Source organism: Methyloceanibacter superfactus, assembly GCF_001723305.1.
Classification (GTDB): Bacteria; Pseudomonadota; Alphaproteobacteria; order Rhizobiales; family Methyloligellaceae; genus Methyloceanibacter; species Methyloceanibacter superfactus.
On sequence record NZ_LPWF01000037.1, the window covers coordinates 23,634 to 39,442 of the forward strand.

Sequence of the window (15,809 nt, forward strand, 5' to 3'; positions counted from 1 at the left end):
TCAGGCGCGCTCGAGCGCCTCGGCGGGACTGGCCCGCGTCGCCACCCAAGCCGGATAGAAAGACCCGAGAACGCCGAGCACCACCGCCGCGATGGCGGTGATGGCGATGAGCGGAATCGTCGGTTCCACCGCCACGTAGCGGCCGATGGACGGAATCGAGCTCAAGAATTTCGAACCGGCCACGCCGAGCAAGATGCCGACCACGCTGCCGACGGCGGACAGGATGAATCCTTCGATCACCAGCGCCAGCATGATGCGTTCCTTCGACCAGCCGAGCGCCGACAGGATGCCGATCTCCCGGGTGCGCTCGAGAACCGCCATAAGCAGCGTGTTGAGCACCATGAGCACGCCCATGAACAGGGCGACCCACGCCATCGCGCTCGACACGGCGGTCAACAGGCCGAACAGGCTATCGTTACGCAGCATGCCTTCGCTCGGGCTCACGGTGAGCTTGTCCAAGGCTTCGACGGCTTGGCTCACGCGATCGGCCTCGGCTTGATCGCCGGGGTTCTCGAGCTTGATGGACAGGAATGTCACCGCCCCGGTGCGGAAGGTCAGCTCTTGCAGATCTTCGAGCTTCACGATCACCTGGTTGCGGTTGATGATGGAGTGGTAGTCGGTGAGGCCGACGATCTTGAACTTCTCGCCGAGCAGCGTGATGTCGTCGCCGACAGTCTTGCCCATGGTCCGCGCGATCTCGCTGCCCACCAGGGCAACCTTGGTCTCGTCGGGCTTGGGGATACGTCCCGCCTTTAGCGGCGCGCCGGTCCAATAGAAGCTATCGGGCGACCAACCGACGGCGAGCACGTTGTCGTCGTTGTCGGTGGCGGCGAAGGTGAGGAGCTGGCCGGCCACATCCTCCACGCCAGGAATCTTCTTGATCTCGGGGATGATCTCCTGAGGGATCGTCCCGCCGAAGGGCTCGGCGATACCCCGGCGCTTCACGGTGAGGTCCGTGCCATGCTCGTCGAAGCTCCGCTCCACATTCTCATGCACACTGCGCGACAAGCCGTAGAGCGTGATGAAGCTGCCGACGGCAAACGCCACGCCGAGGATGGTGAGGATGGATCGCGCGCGCCGGCGCCTGAGATTGCGATAGGCGAGTTCGAGATGGTTCACGGAGCCTCCTCATGCGCCGCGCCGGGGCAAACGTCTGATCGACCACCTGACCATCCTTCATGTTGACGTGCCGCGCGCAGCGCCGAGCCTGGTCCGGCGCGTGAGACACCATGATCAAGGTCGACCCGCGCGCGCGCTGCAAATCGAACATGAGGTCCAGAATCGCCGCCGCGTTCTTGCTGTCCAGATTGCCGGTAGGCTCGTCGGCGAGAATGAGCTTCGGATTGTTGATGATGCTGCGGGCGATGGCGACCCGCTGGCGCTCACCGCCAGACAGCTCCTGCGGCAAGTGCGTGGCGCGGCGGGCAAGACCGACGGTATCCAACGCCTCCTCCACCCGGCGCTTGCGTTCGGCCGTGCTGGCGCCCGAGCCGAACATCGCCACCTCGACATTCTCCGCCGCCGTGAGGGTGGAGAATAGATTGAAGTCTTGAAACACGATGCCAATCTCCGTGCGGCGCAGATCGGTCCACTGCCGAAGCGTGGAAATGGGCTCGCCCCGCCAACGCAGCACCCCGCTCGTCGGCGTCCTGATGCCGCACATGACGAGGATGAGCGTCGTCTTGCCGCTGCCGCTCGCGCCGAGAATGGCGACCGACTCGCCCTCGCCGAAGTCGAGATTGACGTCGCGCAGCGCGACGATACGCCCGGCGTCGAAGGTGTGATTGACATGCTCAAGTTGAAGGAGATGGCTTGAAGTCATTCGGCCTGAACTGGTCTTGCCGCGCGTGTGCGCATGAAATCGAGGACGGCATCGATGCTGCCGTCATTGTCGATGAACACTGAACCGTATTCCTGGCGCTGGGTCGAGAGTGCGCTGTGCCCATCCACAGAGAGATCGGTGACGCGCCATGAGGCGCCGTCGGGACTAAGCCACCAAATCCAGATCTGGTCGGGCTTGCCCGGCACGGTCCGGCGGCTCGCCGCCAGCTGCTCTTTTTCCACCGGCTTGCGATACCCGACGAACTCGAGCTTCGTGCCCGCGCCCGCATGCGCCGCAGAAAGGCCGTGACGATCTCTTCCCTGAGGCCGCCAAGAGCTCCTCGCGCTGCTCGGCGTTCGCCTGCTCCCAGGCTCTCGCCAGGGCGTACTCAGCCATTTTGGGCACGTCGAACGAGGAGGCCAGCAAGGCGCGGACGCGCTCCCGGGCGTCGTCATCGGTGCCGGAGCCGAAGAAATTCATCGAGCTTCGTTGATGCCCTCGACAAAGGCGCGCACCGAGGCCTTGGTGTCGTCGGCGTTGCCGGCCGCAAGGACCGGCCCCGGAGTGAGGTAGGCGGCCACAAGCAACAGAGCCCCTATGGCGCGCACAATCGCATGGGGACGCCTTGAACTGGCAGAATGTGCAAACGACATGAAAAACTTCGCTTCAGGGTAAAAGGCTCAGGGTACCGGGCAGTCACCGGCCAGACAGGTGATCTTACCCTTGGAGATCGCGCCAATTTTGTTGCAATAGAGGAACATTAGCAACGGTTGGCGGCTTTGAATGCGTTATCAGTGTCGCCGATCTTTAAGACTGAGAAATCAGCGGAGACCATGATGCTCATCAAGGCGAAACTCGGGCTGGGCCGCCTTCAGGCCGGGCGAAGCGCCGCGCTGGCGTTGCTCGCGGCGGCGATGCTGCCCGCATGCGGCATGGCTGAAGACCGGGTCATCGACACCGAGATCGGCAAGATCAAGGTCGAAACCCTCGCCAGCGGCCTGAACCATCCCTGGGGCCTCGCCTTCCTCCCCGATGGGCGCATGCTCGTGACCGAGCGGGCGGGCCAGTTGCGCCTCCTTTCCGGCGACGGCGTGCTGTCCGATGCGCTGGAGGGCGTTCCCGAGGTTGCGGCCAAAGGCCAAGGCGGCCTGCTGGACGTCGCCCTGGATCCCAAATTCGACGACACGAAGCTCGTCTATCTCTCTTACGCGGAGCCGGGTGATGGCGGCGCCGGAACGGCCGTGGCGCGCGGGCGGCTCACCGACAACGGGCTCGCGGACGTTCAAGTGATTTTCCGGCAGACGCCTAAGGTCGGCGGCGGCAACCATTTCGGCGGCAGACTCGCCTTCACGCCCGACGGCAAGCTGTTCGTGACGCTCGGCGAGCGCTTCAAGTTCGAGCCGGCGCAGGATCTCACGAGCCATCTCGGCAAGATCGTGCGCATCAACCCGGACGGATCGGTACCGGCGGACAATCCCTTCATCAGCCAGAAGGACGCGCAACCGGAAATCTGGTCCTACGGTCACCGCAACCCGCAAGGCATCGCCATCCATCCCGAGACGGGAAAACCCTGGGAGACCGAGTTCGGCCCCAAAGGCGGCGACGAATTGAACCTTCCGGCACCCGGCGCCAATTACGGCTGGCCGGTGGTGAGCTGGGGCACCCATTACGACGGCAAGGACATTCCCAACCCGCCGACGCATCCCGATCTCACCGACGCCATACGGCATTGGACGCCAGTCATCTCGCCCTCGGGCATCGCCTTCTACACCGCCGACACCATCCCGAGCTGGAAGGGCAATCTCCTGATCGGCGGACTGTCGTCGGAAAGCATTGTTCGGCTCAAGCTCAATGGCGAGAAGGTCATCGGCGAGGAGCGCATCGCCATGGGCACACGCATCCGAGACGTTGCCCAGGGGCCTGATGGCGCGGTCTACGCGCTGACCGACGAAGACGACGGCAAGGTGCTACGCCTCTCCCCGGAATATCCGTGAAACCGCCGCTGTCGATCGGCATCTTCGGACGCTTCGGCCGCTCCGCATCGTTGCGCGCCCTCGACACGGCGCTGCGCGCGGTGGACCTGCATCCCAATCTCGTGCCGGAAGCGGTGAAACTCACCACGGTGAGGATGCTCATCGATGAGACCGGGCGCGAGGATCCCGGCGCGGAGGCCACCCACGCGGCGGCGGAGATCGTCGCCTATTGCCTGATCGGCGCGGACGCCTTTGCCGGCGCGAACGGCACGGTGCTCACGCGCGAGGTCGAGCGGCGGATCGACGCAGCGCTCGCAAGCGGCATCAGTCTCGCGCCCGGCTGGTCCTGCTCACACTTCACGCACGCGTGATTCAGCCAAGCGTCGTGGAGCACTTTAGGCTAGAAGTCGCTTCCGACTGACATCGACCGCGACCCCATTCTTGCCGTACTGGTAGCCGATTGAAGCCGCCCCGCCCGCCTCGCCACGACGCCCCTGCCCGACCAGGCCTCGCTCATGCCGCCGATCATCTCCGTCAAAGACCTCTCGAAAACCTACGCTACGGGTTTCCAGGCGCTCAAGACCATCAATCTCGACATCGACAAGGGTGAGATCTTCGCCCTGCTCGGGCCGAATGGCGCCGGCAAGACCACGCTGATCAGCATCATCTGCGGCATCGTCACAGCAAGCTCCGGCTCGGTGACGGTGGACGGCCACGACATCGTCAGCGATTACCGCGCCGCCCGATCGATGATCGGCTTGGTACCGCAGGAGCTAACCGCCGACATGTTCGAGACGGTGTGGACCACGGTGTGCTTCAGCCGCGGCCTGTTCGGCAAATGGCCCAATCCGGCCTTTATCGAGAAGCTGCTCAAGGATTTGTCCTTGTGGGACAAAAAGGACTCCAGGCTGATGACACTGTCGGGCGGCATGAAGCGCCGGGTGATGATCGCCAAGGCGTTGTCGCACGAGCCGACCGTGCTGTTTCTCGACGAGCCAACCGCCGGCGTCGACGTCGAGCTGCGCAAGGACATGTGGCAGTCGGTGCGCGCCTTGCGCGATTCCGGCGTCACCATCATCCTCACGACCCATTACATCCGCGAGGCCGAGGACATGGCCGACCGGATCGGCGTCATCAACAAGGGCGAACTCATTTTGGTCGAGGACAAGCGCGAGTTGATGCACAAGCTCGGGCAGAAGCAGTTGACGCTCCAGCTCCACGAAGCCCTCACCGAGATCCCGGCGTCGCTCAATGCGCACCACCTGACCTTGGCCAATGAGGGCAACGAGCTTGTCTACACCTATGACAGCCAAGGGCCGCGCACGGGCATCACCAGTCTCCTGACCGATCTCGCGCATGCAGACATCCGGTTCAAGGATCTCGATACGACGCAAAGCTCGCTCGAGGACATCTTCGTCGATTTGGTAAGGCGAGACCGATGAACTTCCCGGCAATCAGAGCGATCTACAAATTCGAGATGGCGCGGTGGGGACGCACGCTCCTGCAGAGCTTGGTCGCGCCCGTCATCGCCACGTCGCTCTATTTCGTGGTGTTCGGCTCGGCCATCGGCTCGCGCATCAACGATATCGAGGGCGTGCCCTATGGCGCCTTCATCGTGCCGGGGCTCATCATGCTGATGCTGCTCACCCAGAGCGTCGCCAACGCCTCGTTCGGCATCTACTTCCCGCGCTTCACCGGCACCATTTACGAGCTGCTGTCGGCGCCGATCTCCTATGTGGAGATCGTCACGGGCTATGTGGGGGCGGCGGCCACCAAGTCGATCATCCTGGGCCTCATCATCCTCGCCACCGCTGCCCTCTTCGTGCCGCTGCAGATCGACCATCCGGTCTGGATGGCGGCCTTTCTCGTGCTGACGGCCATCACCTTCAGCCTGCTTGGCTTCGTCATCGGCATTTGGGCCGACGGCTTCGAGAAGCTGCAACTCGTGCCGCTTCTCATCATCACGCCGCTAACCTTTCTCGGCGGAACCTTCTACTCGCTCAACGTGCTGCCGCCGTTCTGGCAAACCGTGTCGCTGTTCAACCCGGTCGTCTATCTGGTCAGCGGCTTCCGCTGGAGCTTCTACAGCACCTCGGATGTGAGCGTGGGATTGAGCCTGGTGATGATCGGGCTGTTCCTCGCCATCTGCCTCGGCCTGGTGTGGTGGATCTTCAAGACCGGCTACCGGCTGAAGAGCTAGGTCGGCCCAGGCTTCAGCGGGCGAACGTGCGAGCCGCATTCTGGGCTTACCCGTGCTCGGAATTGGAGTTGAGACCAGGGGGCCGTTCAATTCGCGGCCACAGGCGGAAAAACCTCAAGTTTTCGGCCAATTACTGGTCAAAAAGCAGGGATGCAGCAATTCAACGCATTCCCGCGCCTAGTTTTTAGCCTTTGAAACGCCTATATATGATCTGTGGATAGCTACGCCGCGTCCCAAATATTCTCCGTTATTTCTTGGTCTCAGAAAGCAATACGCCATGTCGTCAATCGATTTCACCGCATCTGCCGAGCTCTTCCCTGCCAGAAGCTGGAAGGCCAGGTCGCGCGGTATTAGTTACAAGCGGTTCGCCGACGCAGCCGAAGCCGTTCGCTTTGCCATCGAGGAACTGCCGCCGGAGTGTCTGCTGGGCACCTATCTTGAGGTCGACGAGGAGCGCTTCGACAGCCGCGGAATCCGGCGCCTTTACGATAGCGCCGACTATGCCCGCGCCCGGGCCCCCCGCGCCAAGACGAAGCGCGCGAAACGCGCCTAACGCGCGTCGCGCCCGTTCCAACCGCCACGCTTCAGAGTAAGATGATTTGACGCCTTCGCGCGCGTCATCTGCGCTGAAGCAGCTGGCGGGAGGACTACCCCGAATGAAAACCTATGTCGCCGAGATCGACGGCCGCGCGATCTTCGCTTTTCGCGCCTTCAGCGACGTGTCCGCGCAAGCGTGGCTCGACGTACATGCCGTCATGCGTCACCGGCTCGAGCAGCTCGAGAGCGGCGGCCGGCGGATCTGGAACGGCCATGCGAACATCGTCGCCCGCGAAGCAAGCGCGGAGGAAGACACGATTTGGAACCGGCTGAGAGACGAGGCCGTCGAGGAGGACGCCAATGCGTTCCCGGACAGCATCACGGTCTGGCTGATCCCGACATCGGATGAGCGGCGGACCGGAAAAGACGCCTAAAACTAACAAGCCGCCCCCGAAGGGGCGGCTCTTTTTTCGTCAAGGCTAGCGTTCGTCGATTAGGACTTACGCGGCCTTAATGTTGGCAACCGCGGTCTTGCCGCTGCGCTGGTCAACTTCGGTGTCGAACTGCACCTTCTGGCCTTCGGAAAGGCCAGACATGCCTGCGCGCTCGAGAGCAGTTGCGTGGACGAAGACGTCCTTGCCCCCATCATCCGGCTCGATGAAGCCAAAACCCTTTTGCGTATTGTAGAATTTCACAGTGCCCGTGGTCATCGGGTAGTCCTTTCGTCTAGTCGGTACAGTGGTGCCTAAACCCGGACGCTTGGCCCAGGCTGAAGCGTGATGTCGATGTTTGGGAGGTCTGAACGTGCGCCATAGCGCGACGGCCACATTGTCCGGCCAAATGTCGATGAACATCACATAAGCGCAAAGCGTGGCTTTTACAAGGCATGAAACGCCATGCCGTGGTAGAGGCGGAGGTCAGGGCGGACAAGGGGGTGCCATGGCTAACGAAATCAAAACGGACGTCTCGCAGGGAGTGGCGGGCGAGCCGGCGCTCCATCGCTCGATCGGGCCGACACAGATGGCCCTTTATGGGCTCGGCAGCATGCTTGGCGCCGGCATTTACGGCCTGATGGGCAAGGCGGCGGGCCAGGTCGGCAACGCCGTATGGCTCGCCTTCATCATCGCCCTCATCGCCGCGCTGCTCACCGCGTTGTCCTATGCCTCGCTGGGCTCGCGCTATCCGCGGGCCGCCGGGGCCGCCTATGTGACCCAGCGCGCCTACGGCTTCCCCCTGCTCAGTTTCATGGTCGGGCTGGCGCTCGTGTGCTCCGGCCTCACCTCGATCGCCACGCAGAGCCGCGTGTTCGCCGCCAACCTAGCCGATCTTTTCGGCATCGAAGGCGTCCCCATCGCTTGGCTCGCCCTCGGCTTCCTTCTGGTCACCACCGGCATCGTGTTTCGCGGCATTCGCGAGTCGATGTGGGTCAACGTGGTGTGCACCCTGGTGGAGGCGGGCGGTCTCATTCTGGTGATTGCGGTCGGCATCTCCTATTGGGGCTCGGTCGACTATTTGGAGACGCCTGCGGGCCCCGTGGACGGAGAGACTTGGCTGATCGTGGTGCAGGGCGCCGTGCTCGCCTTCTTCGCCTTTATCGGCTTCGAGGACATGTACAACGTCGCCGAGGAAGTGCGCGATCCGCAGCGCACGATTCCCTTGGGGCTGATCCTGGCCATGGCCGCGGCCGCCCTTCTCTACATGGGGGTGGCCATCACGGCGGTCTCGGTCGTGCCCTGGCAGGAGCTGGCCGTGGCGCCCGGCCCCATCACCGAGGTGGTGGCGCGCGCGGCACCGATGATCCCGCCGGTCCTCTTCACCGGCATCACGCTGTTCGCCGTCGGCAATACCGGCCTCGTGAACTACATCACGTCCTCCCGGCTGCTTTACGGCATGGGACGCCAAGGCCTATTGCCGGCGTTCTTCGGCAAGGTCCATGACGACAGACGGACCCCCCATATCGCGATCCTCGTGCTGTTCCTCATTCTGGCGCCGCTCGCCCTCACCGGCACCATCGCCGAGCTGGCATCGGCGACAGTGCTGCTGTTGCTCGCCGTGTTCACGGTGGTGAACGGGTCGCTATTCGTCTTGAAGCGGCGCCAGGGCGAAAAAAAGGGCCGGTTCGAGGTGCCCCTCTTCGTGCCGGCGCTCGGCGCCGTCGTCTGCGTCAGCCTCATCGTCGTGCGCGTCTCGACCGGAGACTGGCGCGCCCCGGCGATCGCCGGAGCGCTGCTGCTCGGTTGCTTCGTCATCTATATGGTGATGCGCGCACGCGCCGGCGGACCGTTACATCCGACGGTGGGAGAGAACGAAGACGCGGACTAAAGGCGCGCTAGCGTTCAAGCCTATGGGGCGGATGTCGCTGATCGCCGCGGCGATTGAGCCGGCGCACATAGGTGATCATCGCCTCCGGCCGCTCGGCCTTGACCTTGAGCGCCGCGATCAGAGCATCCTCGGCCCTAACCACGATCCGGTCGCCCTTGCCTTCCGTATTGATGCCGACAGTGAATTGCGACTGCATGGACGCCCCTTCCTCTTCGGCTGCGTCAAGCCTAGCCAAATCGGGCCTGTTTGGCACCAACGATTCACGTGAGGAGGAACGGCTTCGGCTGTGCGTGGAAAGGCCGGTCAGGGCGTGGACGCAGCGAGGCTTTCGCTTGCAGGCTTGCGCGGCGGAACCGGCGCCGTCTGGGCAACCGCCGGCACCGCGTCGCCCTTGCCGAGGACGGCCTTCGCGACGATCCCGTCGAGCTTGTAGATATCGGCATAGGTCGTCACCTTGCCGTCCGCATCGGCCACGGCGGTGAAATAGGTCGTGTGCACCGGGATGGGATGGTCGAGGCTAATGGACGCGTCATAGCCTTTGTCCAATAGCTGATCGACCTTGGCCTTGGGCCAGCCTTTATCCTCGGCGAGCAGGACGGCGGCCACCGTGCCCGGGTTGTCGACGCGCGGACAATTGTGGCCCTCGGCCCGAACCGTCTTCTTCAACAGGTCACGCTTGATGGTGTCGTGCATATAGACGACGTGCTTGTTGGGATAGATGAACTTCACCTTGCCCAGCACATTGGTCGGCCCCGGTGCCTGATGGAAGCTGATCGCCGCGAGGTTCACCTTGTTCCAGTCGACGCTGCTCGCGTCCACCGGCTTGCCATTGTATTTCACCTTGAGCCCGTGCTGCTTCAGGATCGACGTATTACTGCTGAACCAGCCACCGCCACCGCCGCGCAATTTGGGCAGCAAATTCTCCCGCACGATCGTGGGCGGCACCGTCCATTCCGGGTTGAACACGATATTCTTCATGTCGGCGGAGAACACCGGGGTGGCATAGACCAATTTGCCGACGACAATCTTCTCCGAATGGATGTCTTTGCCGTCCTTGACCACGTGCATCATGAACTCCGGCGTGTTGAGCCAAACATAGAAGGATCCGAGATCCTCCGGCATCCACCGCCAGCGCTCCATGTTGATCAGGATCTTATTCATGTCCTGGGGCTTGGCCTCACCGTTCGCGCGCGCCTTGAGCAGCGCCTGGCGCAGATACTCGAACTGCTGGTGCTTGGGATGCAGTCCCGTGAGATAGGTGTCGGGCGTATCGGTCGCTGAGATCTCGGTCAGCACGGTTGTCGGATCGCGCAAGGGCGCCGTCTGGTCGATCAGGCTGCTGAGGGACGCGGGATTCGCGCGGCCGCCGCGCGCCTGGCGGGCATATTTCAGAATGGCGAGGCTGACGGCGATCTCGGCGGCGGCCTGGTCCTCGGCGACGGCCGGCTGGTAGCTCGCCGGCGGCACCACGAAGGCGCGCGCATCGAGCCCCCAATCGCCGGCCTCGGCCATCTCGGCGATGATGCTCTGAGCTTGCGGGGTGAGCCCGGCGCTGGTCACCCACAGGGCGGGACCGCTATGGCCGGCGTAGAACGCCTCGACCGCTGCGAGATCGTCCGCATGGGCGCCCTTCCGTAGCGCCGGATCGGTCAGCCGGGTCCGGATCGTATCGGCGATCAAAAGTTTCTCGGGAAGACCCGGCTCTGCCGCCATCACCTCTTCGGTAGCCGGCGTCTCGTCAGCAGCGCTGGGCAGGCTGGCAATGACCTCGGCCTCTTGCGCCTCGGTCGCCGCCAAGCGGCCGGATTGTCGGGTATATCGACGATCGTGGTGGCCGTTTGCGTCTGGCTGCCGGCGGCAAGCCACACCGCCAGCGCCGCAACAAGCGCAAAAACGCCTGCCGCACCAAGGATCGCGACTAAGGACCGTCCACGCATCCTACTTACCCCGCTCGTAGGGGTAGGTTAGTCGCAAGAGGCGGCGACGGCCACCTAGAATTGCCTATGTGTTAACCATACGGCGAAATTTCGGGGTCTCAGCCGCCGGGGCCCTCGTGCGCCCCTCGCCCTCGCCCTCGCCCATGCCAGACCCCCTTGAAGCCGGTCCTCGATGGCCTATACTCCATTTGAGAATAGGGGTTGGCCGGCCTTGTGCCGGACGTTTTTAGACCCATATATACTCATTATGAGCATTATTACAGGAGGCCTTGGCCCGATGCCGACAGTTCAGACCGGCACCCCGGAGTGGGAAGCGAAGGCGCAGGCCGTTTTGCCGCCCGCGCTTCTGCCCGATCTCACCTATACGCCCGAGGTGGCGGCCGAGACCGCGCATCTGTACGAGCGCGTCAAGCGCGTGATCCCGCCGATCGAGTGGCCGGGCTTTGCCCCCTATATCAAGGCCATCAACGATCTGAAGCGGGCGCGGAACGCGGTCGTGCTGGCGCACAACTATATGACGCCCGAGATCTTCCATTGCGTCGCCGACGTCATCGGCGACTCGCTGCAGCTTGCCCGCGAGGCCTCCAAGGCCGACGCCGAAGTCATCGTGCAGTGTGGCGTGCATTTCATGGCCGAGACCTCGAAGCTGCTGAACCCCGACAAGACGGTGCTGATCCCCGACATGCGCGCCGGCTGTTCGCTGGCGGCGTCGATCACCGGCGCCGACGTGCGGGCGCTGCGTGAGGCTTATCCCGGCGTGCCGGTGGTGACCTATGTGAACACCTCGGCCGACGTGAAGGCTGAGTCCGATATCTGCTGCACCTCGTCGAATGCGGTGCGCGTGGTGGAGTCGCTGGGCGCCAAGCGGGTGATCGTGATCCCGGACGAGTTCCTCGCCAAATGGGTTCAGACCCAGACCGACGTGGAGATTATCACTTGGAAGGGCCATTGCGAGGTGCATGAGCGCTTCACGGCGGATGAGCTGCGCGCCTACCGCGAGGCCGACCCGGGCGTGAAGATCATCGCGCATCCCGAATGTCCGCCCGATGTGATCGACGAGGCCGACTTTACCGGCTCGACCTCCGGCATGATCAAATGGGTGGAGGACAACCAGCCCTCCAAGGTGTTGCTCGTGACCGAGTGCTCGATGAGCGACAACGTCGCGGTCGACGCGCCGAACACCGAGTTCGTGCGGCCGTGCAATCTCTGTCCGCACATGAAGCGCATCACCCTGCCCAAGATCCTGGATAGCCTCGTCTTCATGAAGGAAGAGGTGACCATCGATCCGGCCGTCGCCGACCGTGCGCGCATGGCGGTCGAGCGCATGATCAATCTCAACCATTAATGAGGGCGTGCCCGTGAGGCGCGAGGCTCCCGTGACCAGTTTCGGCAAGCCGCCAACGCACGCGCTGAGCGCAGGCAATGGCATCGTCGTGGTGGGCGCCGGTTTGGCCGGCCTGTTCACCGCGCTGAAGCTCGCGCCCCTTCCCGTGACGGTGATCTCGCCGACGCGGCTGGGGGAAGGCGCCTCCAGCCTATGGGCGCAGGCTGGCATCGCCGCGGCGCTCGCCGAGGGCGACACGCCGGAGGATCACGCCGCCGACACGATCCGTGCCGGCGCCGGCATTGTCGACGAGGCCGTAGCCTTGTTCATGGCGCAGGAGGCGCGCGAGCGCATCGAGGATCTGTTGCGCTACGGCGTGCCCTTCGACAAGGACCTCGAAGGCCGCTTGAGCCTGAGCCACGAGGCGGCCCATCGCAGCCGCCGCATTCGCCACGTCAAGCGGCGACACGGCCGGCCGCGCCATCATGGGCGCGATCACGGCGGCCGCGCGCGCCACGCCCTCGATCACCGTGCTCGAAGCTATACCGCTCGCGATCTCATCGTGCGCCACGGCCGGGTCCGGGGCATCGCGCTGGCGCCGGCCGACGGCGAGACCAGGACGCAAGGGCTGGTGCTGCCCGCGCGGGCCGTGGTGCTGGCGACCGGTGGCGCCGGACAGGTCTATGCTATCACCACCAATCCGCATGAAGCCCGCGGCGAAGGCGTCGCCATTGCCGCACGCGCTGGAGCGGTGGTCGCCGATGCGGAATTCGTGCAATTCCATCCTACCGCCATCGATATCGGCCGCGATCCCGCGCCGCTCGCCACCGAGGCGCTGCGTGGCGAGGGCGCGCTCCTGATCAATTCCAGGGGCGAACGCTTCATGCGCGCGGTGCATGAGGACGCCGAGCTCGGCCCGCGCGACGTGGTGGCCCGCGCCGTTCACCGCGAGGTCGTCGGCGGCCGCGGCGCCTTTCTCGATTGCCGTCCTTTGGGGCCGGCCCTCGCCGATCACTTCCCCGCGGTGGTGGAGACGTGCCGGTCCGCCGGCATCGATCCCGTCACCGAGCCGATCCCGGTGGCGCCGGCGGCCATTACCACATGGGCGGTATCTCACCGACGGCACGTGGGCCGCAGCACGGTCGACGGGCTGTGGGCGTGTGGCGAGGTGGCCTCGACCGGCGCCCACGGCGCCAACCGGCTGGCCTCCAACTCGCTGCTGGAGGCGGTCGTGTTCGGGGCGCTCGCCAACGATATCGCGGCCACCCTGCCCCCGTTGCCGTCCCGGACGGTCGCGGCACAAGCGCCGCTGGACGCCCCGCGGCATCACAATGCGAAAGCCGAGCACACGCTTCGCCACACCATGGCGGCCGACGCCGGCGTGGTGCGGGACGCCCAGTCCCTCATCACGGCGCTCACCACCATCGTTGCGCTCGAACGCGAGAGCGAAGGCGATCCGCAGCTGGCCAATATGCTCACCACGGCGAAACTGATCGCATCCGCCGCTCTGGTGCGGACGGAGAGCCGTGGCGCACAGTTCCGCAGCGACTATCCGGCATCGATTGACGCCCAGGCGAAGCGGAGCTTCCTCACTCTCTCGCAGGCGGACGCCATCGCCCGGAAAGCCGCAGGCGCCTCGAGCCCCCCGCGCCTGCGCGTGGTGGCGCAGTGACGAAGGAGACGCATCCCAAGCTCGAGCTGCCCAAGCTGCTCGTCGACCAAGCGGTTCGCACCGCGCTGGCCGAGGATCTCGGGCTCGCGGGAGACATCACCACCGATCCCATCATTGCGCCTGATGCTCAAGGCGAGGCGACGATCGTTTCGCGGCAACCGGGCGTGGTCGCCGGTCTCGATCTCGTCGAGGCCGCGTTCAAGACGCTCGATCCGCAAAGCTCGGTCGCGCGGGTGGTGGACGATGGCGGTAAGGTCGAGTCTGGCGGCGCCATCGCGCGCGTTCAGGCACGCACACGCGCGCTACTCACGGGCGAACGCACCGCCCTCAACTTCCTGGGCCGTCTCAGCGGCATCGCCACGCTGACGCCGCCTATGTGGCGGCGGTCGAAGGCACGGGCGCGCGCATGCCTGCACGCGCAAGACGACGCCGGGCTTACGCGCCTCGAGAAATACGCGGTGCGCTGCGGCGGCGGGGTCAACCACCGCTTCGGCCTCTATGACGCCGTTCTGGTGAAGGACAACCACATCGCCGCCGCGGGCGGACTCGCGGCGGCGCTCGAGCGGCTGCGCCCGCGCGCCGGTCACATGGTCAAGGTCGAGGTCGAGGTGGATACGCTTCAGCAGCTTGAGGAGGCTTTGCGCTTCCCGATCAATGCGGTGTTACTCGACAATATGGACGTGGAGACGCTCAAGAAGGCGGTGACGCTCGCGAAGGGCAAGGTGCTGACCGAGGCGTCGGGCGGCGTCAATCTAGAGACAGTGGGGAAAATCGCGGCGGCGGGGGTCGACCTGATCTCGGTCGGCGCGCTTACTCACTCCCCGCGTAACCTAGACTCATCACTGGAGTGGGCGCCGGACCGCTAGTGCCGGCGACGGCGCTGACCGATCCGGTCACTGAATCGGTCACCGCACTCACGGACCCCGTGACGGCACTCACCGCGGATGCGAGCGAAAGCGTCGGGGTGAGCAAGTAGCCTGAATCGTCGGAGTTGGTGCTGCTGTCGGCGTCATCAGCCGCAGCCTCGACCACATACGGCTCCTCGTTGCGCTTCTTATAGAAGATGTGCCGGCCGATCTTGTCGATCTTGTTCATCTGGCGGGCCCAGCGCGGGTTCACATAGTTCGCATGATAGAAGGTGGAATATCCCACCTCGGGGAGCCATTGCTCGCCAGACATGATCTCTTTGGCGAGATCCTGGGCCAGCGCCCATTGCTCGTTGTTGCGCGGATTGTCGGAATGACCATCACAGGCGAATGAGAACTGACAACCTTTGCGCATTTGGCCTTGATAGACGACGCCGCAAATGGTCTCCGGGAAGAGCGGGCTGCGCACGCGGTTGAGGATCACCTGACCCACGGCGATCTGGCCGCGTTTCGGCTCGCCGCGCGCCTCGAAATAGATGGCAGTGGAGAGACAGCGGCGCTCGCGGTCCTCGAACTCGGCTTGGGTCTCGCCCTTGTAGCGGAAGTCGAGCGCATCGGAGCTGGCCTGATAGGCGAGTTCGTCGGGTGAAGGCCGGAACGCGTCGACTTGGAAGTCGGCGTTGAACGGCGAGGAGTAGCTCGCGTTCATGAAAAGAGAATTCTCGGAGCGGCCCGCGGGCGGAACCTTGAGCGCCACCTCGGTGGTGGCCCTGAGGCGGTCGCCCTTGGCATCGCGGCTCACGGCCGAGACGGCCTCGGCCAGGTTGGGACCCCCGGCGAGGCTTGCGGTCACAAGCTGCTTGCCAGCGTCGGCCGCAGCCTGCGTGGTGACGTAACGGTCGGCGCGAGGCCCTTTACGGCCACTGGTGAAGAGTTCTTCGGCTTGGCGCGAGATCTGGCTGGGTGTCGCGGATGCGTCTGCGGTCCGGGCCGCCGTTGTCACGGCGCCGGGGTCCGACAAATAAAGCTCGACCTCGGTGGCGAGGGGGCTGCCCGGAAAGGCAACAAAATAACCCATGCCAATGAGGGGAAGCGGCACGAACGCAGCTATTGCGTGCCACATCCGACGAGACGAGCGTCGGCCCATTATCCCTCC

Annotated in this window: 18 protein-coding genes; 10 read left to right on the forward strand and 8 right to left on the reverse strand. The window is 64.5% G+C overall.

Features of this window, described 5'->3' with window-relative positions:
* Genes AUC69_RS15175 through AUC69_RS19855 form a run of 4 tightly spaced genes read right to left on the reverse strand, consistent with a single transcriptional unit; the run spans position 1 to position 2,302 of the window.
* Positions 1–1,047: an ABC transporter permease gene (locus AUC69_RS15175; protein ID WP_069442902.1), complete on the reverse strand. Its 1,047-nt coding sequence runs from the start codon at positions 1,045–1,047 to the stop codon at positions 1–3.
* Positions 989–1,822 (reverse strand): ABC transporter ATP-binding protein, encoded by an 834-nt coding sequence (locus AUC69_RS18810; protein WP_069442903.1) that lies wholly within the window; start codon positions 1,820–1,822, stop codon positions 989–991. The genes AUC69_RS15175 and AUC69_RS18810 overlap by 59 nt, the downstream gene beginning before the upstream one ends.
* Positions 1,819–2,064, reverse strand: coding sequence for a hypothetical protein (locus tag AUC69_RS17695; RefSeq protein ID WP_069442904.1), 246 nt, complete (start codon positions 2,062–2,064; stop codon positions 1,819–1,821). Before AUC69_RS17695 ends, AUC69_RS18810 begins: the two co-directional genes overlap by 4 nt.
* Positions 1,988–2,302: an ABC transporter substrate-binding protein gene (locus AUC69_RS19855; protein ID WP_141700844.1), complete on the reverse strand. Its 315-nt coding sequence runs from the start codon at positions 2,300–2,302 to the stop codon at positions 1,988–1,990. The genes AUC69_RS17695 and AUC69_RS19855 overlap by 77 nt, the downstream gene beginning before the upstream one ends.
* 356 nt (positions 2,303–2,658) lie before the next feature.
* On the opposite strand from AUC69_RS19855, the gene AUC69_RS15190 reads away from it, so the two are divergent.
* The 6 genes from AUC69_RS15190 (at position 2,659) to AUC69_RS15215 (ending at position 6,966) form a co-directional block, all read left to right on the forward strand.
* Positions 2,659–3,816, forward strand: coding sequence for a PQQ-dependent sugar dehydrogenase (locus AUC69_RS15190; protein WP_069442942.1), 1,158 nt, complete (start codon positions 2,659–2,661; stop codon positions 3,814–3,816).
* A complete protein-coding gene (locus AUC69_RS15195) occupies positions 3,813–4,166 on the forward strand; it encodes a hypothetical protein (RefSeq protein ID WP_244500296.1) in 354 nt (117 codons plus the stop codon). The genes AUC69_RS15190 and AUC69_RS15195 overlap by 4 nt, the downstream gene beginning before the upstream one ends.
* 144 nt (positions 4,167–4,310) lie before the next feature.
* A complete protein-coding gene (locus tag AUC69_RS15200) occupies positions 4,311–5,237 on the forward strand; it encodes an ABC transporter ATP-binding protein (RefSeq protein WP_069442905.1) in 927 nt (308 codons plus the stop codon).
* Entirely contained in the window at positions 5,234–5,995 is a 762-nt protein-coding gene (locus AUC69_RS15205) for an ABC transporter permease (RefSeq protein WP_069442906.1), read from the forward strand. The genes AUC69_RS15200 and AUC69_RS15205 overlap by 4 nt, the downstream gene beginning before the upstream one ends.
* A gap of 277 nt (positions 5,996–6,272) precedes the next feature.
* Positions 6,273–6,548 (forward strand): hypothetical protein, encoded by a 276-nt coding sequence (locus AUC69_RS15210; RefSeq protein ID WP_069442907.1) that lies wholly within the window; start codon positions 6,273–6,275, stop codon positions 6,546–6,548.
* Between the two features lie 103 nt (positions 6,549–6,651).
* Positions 6,652–6,966 (forward strand): hypothetical protein, encoded by a 315-nt coding sequence (locus tag AUC69_RS15215; RefSeq protein WP_069442908.1) that lies wholly within the window; start codon positions 6,652–6,654, stop codon positions 6,964–6,966.
* Positions 6,967–7,032: 66 nt separating this feature from the next.
* Here AUC69_RS15215 and AUC69_RS15220 read toward each other — a convergent pair whose 3' ends face one another.
* Entirely contained in the window at positions 7,033–7,242 is a 210-nt protein-coding gene (locus AUC69_RS15220) for a cold-shock protein (RefSeq protein WP_069442909.1), read from the reverse strand.
* Positions 7,243–7,471: 229 nt separating this feature from the next.
* Between AUC69_RS15220 and AUC69_RS15225 the strand changes: the two genes are divergently transcribed.
* The gene (locus tag AUC69_RS15225) at positions 7,472–8,854 is read left to right on the forward strand and encodes an APC family permease (RefSeq protein WP_069442910.1); all 1,383 of its coding nucleotides are present in this window, start codon (positions 7,472–7,474) and stop codon (positions 8,852–8,854) included.
* A 7-nt stretch (positions 8,855–8,861) separates the two neighbouring features.
* Here AUC69_RS15225 and AUC69_RS15230 read toward each other — a convergent pair whose 3' ends face one another.
* Together AUC69_RS15230 and AUC69_RS15235 are read right to left on the reverse strand one after the other, a co-directional pair.
* Positions 8,862–9,050, reverse strand: coding sequence for a hypothetical protein (locus tag AUC69_RS15230; protein ID WP_069442911.1), 189 nt, complete (start codon positions 9,048–9,050; stop codon positions 8,862–8,864).
* Positions 9,051–9,157: 107 nt separating this feature from the next.
* Positions 9,158–10,651, reverse strand: coding sequence for a L,D-transpeptidase family protein (locus AUC69_RS15235; protein ID WP_069442912.1), 1,494 nt, complete (start codon positions 10,649–10,651; stop codon positions 9,158–9,160).
* A 417-nt stretch (positions 10,652–11,068) separates the two neighbouring features.
* On the opposite strand from AUC69_RS15235, the gene nadA reads away from it, so the two are divergent.
* From nadA to nadC, 3 genes are read left to right on the forward strand one after another with little or no spacing between them, the layout of a single operon-like run.
* Positions 11,069–12,136, forward strand: a complete 1,068-nt coding sequence (gene nadA, locus AUC69_RS15240; RefSeq protein ID WP_069442913.1) for a quinolinate synthase NadA — start codon at positions 11,069–11,071, stop codon at positions 12,134–12,136.
* 13 nt (positions 12,137–12,149) lie between these two features.
* A complete protein-coding gene (locus AUC69_RS15245) occupies positions 12,150–13,787 on the forward strand; it encodes an L-aspartate oxidase (protein WP_244500297.1) in 1,638 nt (545 codons plus the stop codon).
* Complete coding sequence (nadC, locus tag AUC69_RS15250; RefSeq protein ID WP_193427426.1) at positions 13,784–14,653, forward strand: carboxylating nicotinate-nucleotide diphosphorylase; 870 nt, start codon at positions 13,784–13,786, stop codon at positions 14,651–14,653. Before AUC69_RS15245 ends, nadC begins: the two co-directional genes overlap by 4 nt.
* On the opposite strand, the gene AUC69_RS15255 is transcribed toward nadC, so the two are convergent.
* Positions 14,598–15,752 (reverse strand): cell wall hydrolase, encoded by a 1,155-nt coding sequence (locus AUC69_RS15255; RefSeq protein ID WP_204377344.1) that lies wholly within the window; start codon positions 15,750–15,752, stop codon positions 14,598–14,600. The genes nadC and AUC69_RS15255 overlap by 56 nt on opposite strands.
* Positions 15,753–15,809 lie beyond the last annotated feature (57 nt).

Excerpts from the sequence above, each read along its gene's own strand:
- AUC69_RS15225 (WP_069442910.1), top strand. The coding sequence starts at position 7,472 with ATGGCTAACGAAATCAAAACGGACGTCTCGCAGGGAGTGGCGGGCGAG.
- AUC69_RS19855 (WP_141700844.1), bottom strand. The coding sequence starts at position 2,302 with ATGAATTTCTTCGGCTCCGGCACCGATGACGACGCCCGGGAGCGCGTC.
- AUC69_RS15210 (WP_069442907.1), top strand. The coding sequence starts at position 6,273 with ATGTCGTCAATCGATTTCACCGCATCTGCCGAGCTCTTCCCTGCCAGA.
- AUC69_RS15230 (WP_069442911.1), bottom strand. The coding sequence starts at position 9,050 with ATGCAGTCGCAATTCACTGTCGGCATCAATACGGAAGGCAAGGGCGAC.
- AUC69_RS15220 (WP_069442909.1), bottom strand. The coding sequence starts at position 7,242 with ATGACCACGGGCACTGTGAAATTCTACAATACGCAAAAGGGTTTTGGC.
- AUC69_RS15190 (WP_069442942.1), top strand. The coding sequence starts at position 2,659 with ATGCTCATCAAGGCGAAACTCGGGCTGGGCCGCCTTCAGGCCGGGCGA.
- nadA (WP_069442913.1), top strand. The coding sequence starts at position 11,069 with ATGCCGACAGTTCAGACCGGCACCCCGGAGTGGGAAGCGAAGGCGCAG.
- AUC69_RS15200 (WP_069442905.1), top strand. The coding sequence starts at position 4,311 with ATGCCGCCGATCATCTCCGTCAAAGACCTCTCGAAAACCTACGCTACG.
- AUC69_RS15215 (WP_069442908.1), top strand. The coding sequence starts at position 6,652 with ATGAAAACCTATGTCGCCGAGATCGACGGCCGCGCGATCTTCGCTTTT.
- AUC69_RS18810 (WP_069442903.1), bottom strand. The coding sequence starts at position 1,822 with ATGACTTCAAGCCATCTCCTTCAACTTGAGCATGTCAATCACACCTTC.
- AUC69_RS15205 (WP_069442906.1), top strand. The coding sequence starts at position 5,234 with ATGAACTTCCCGGCAATCAGAGCGATCTACAAATTCGAGATGGCGCGG.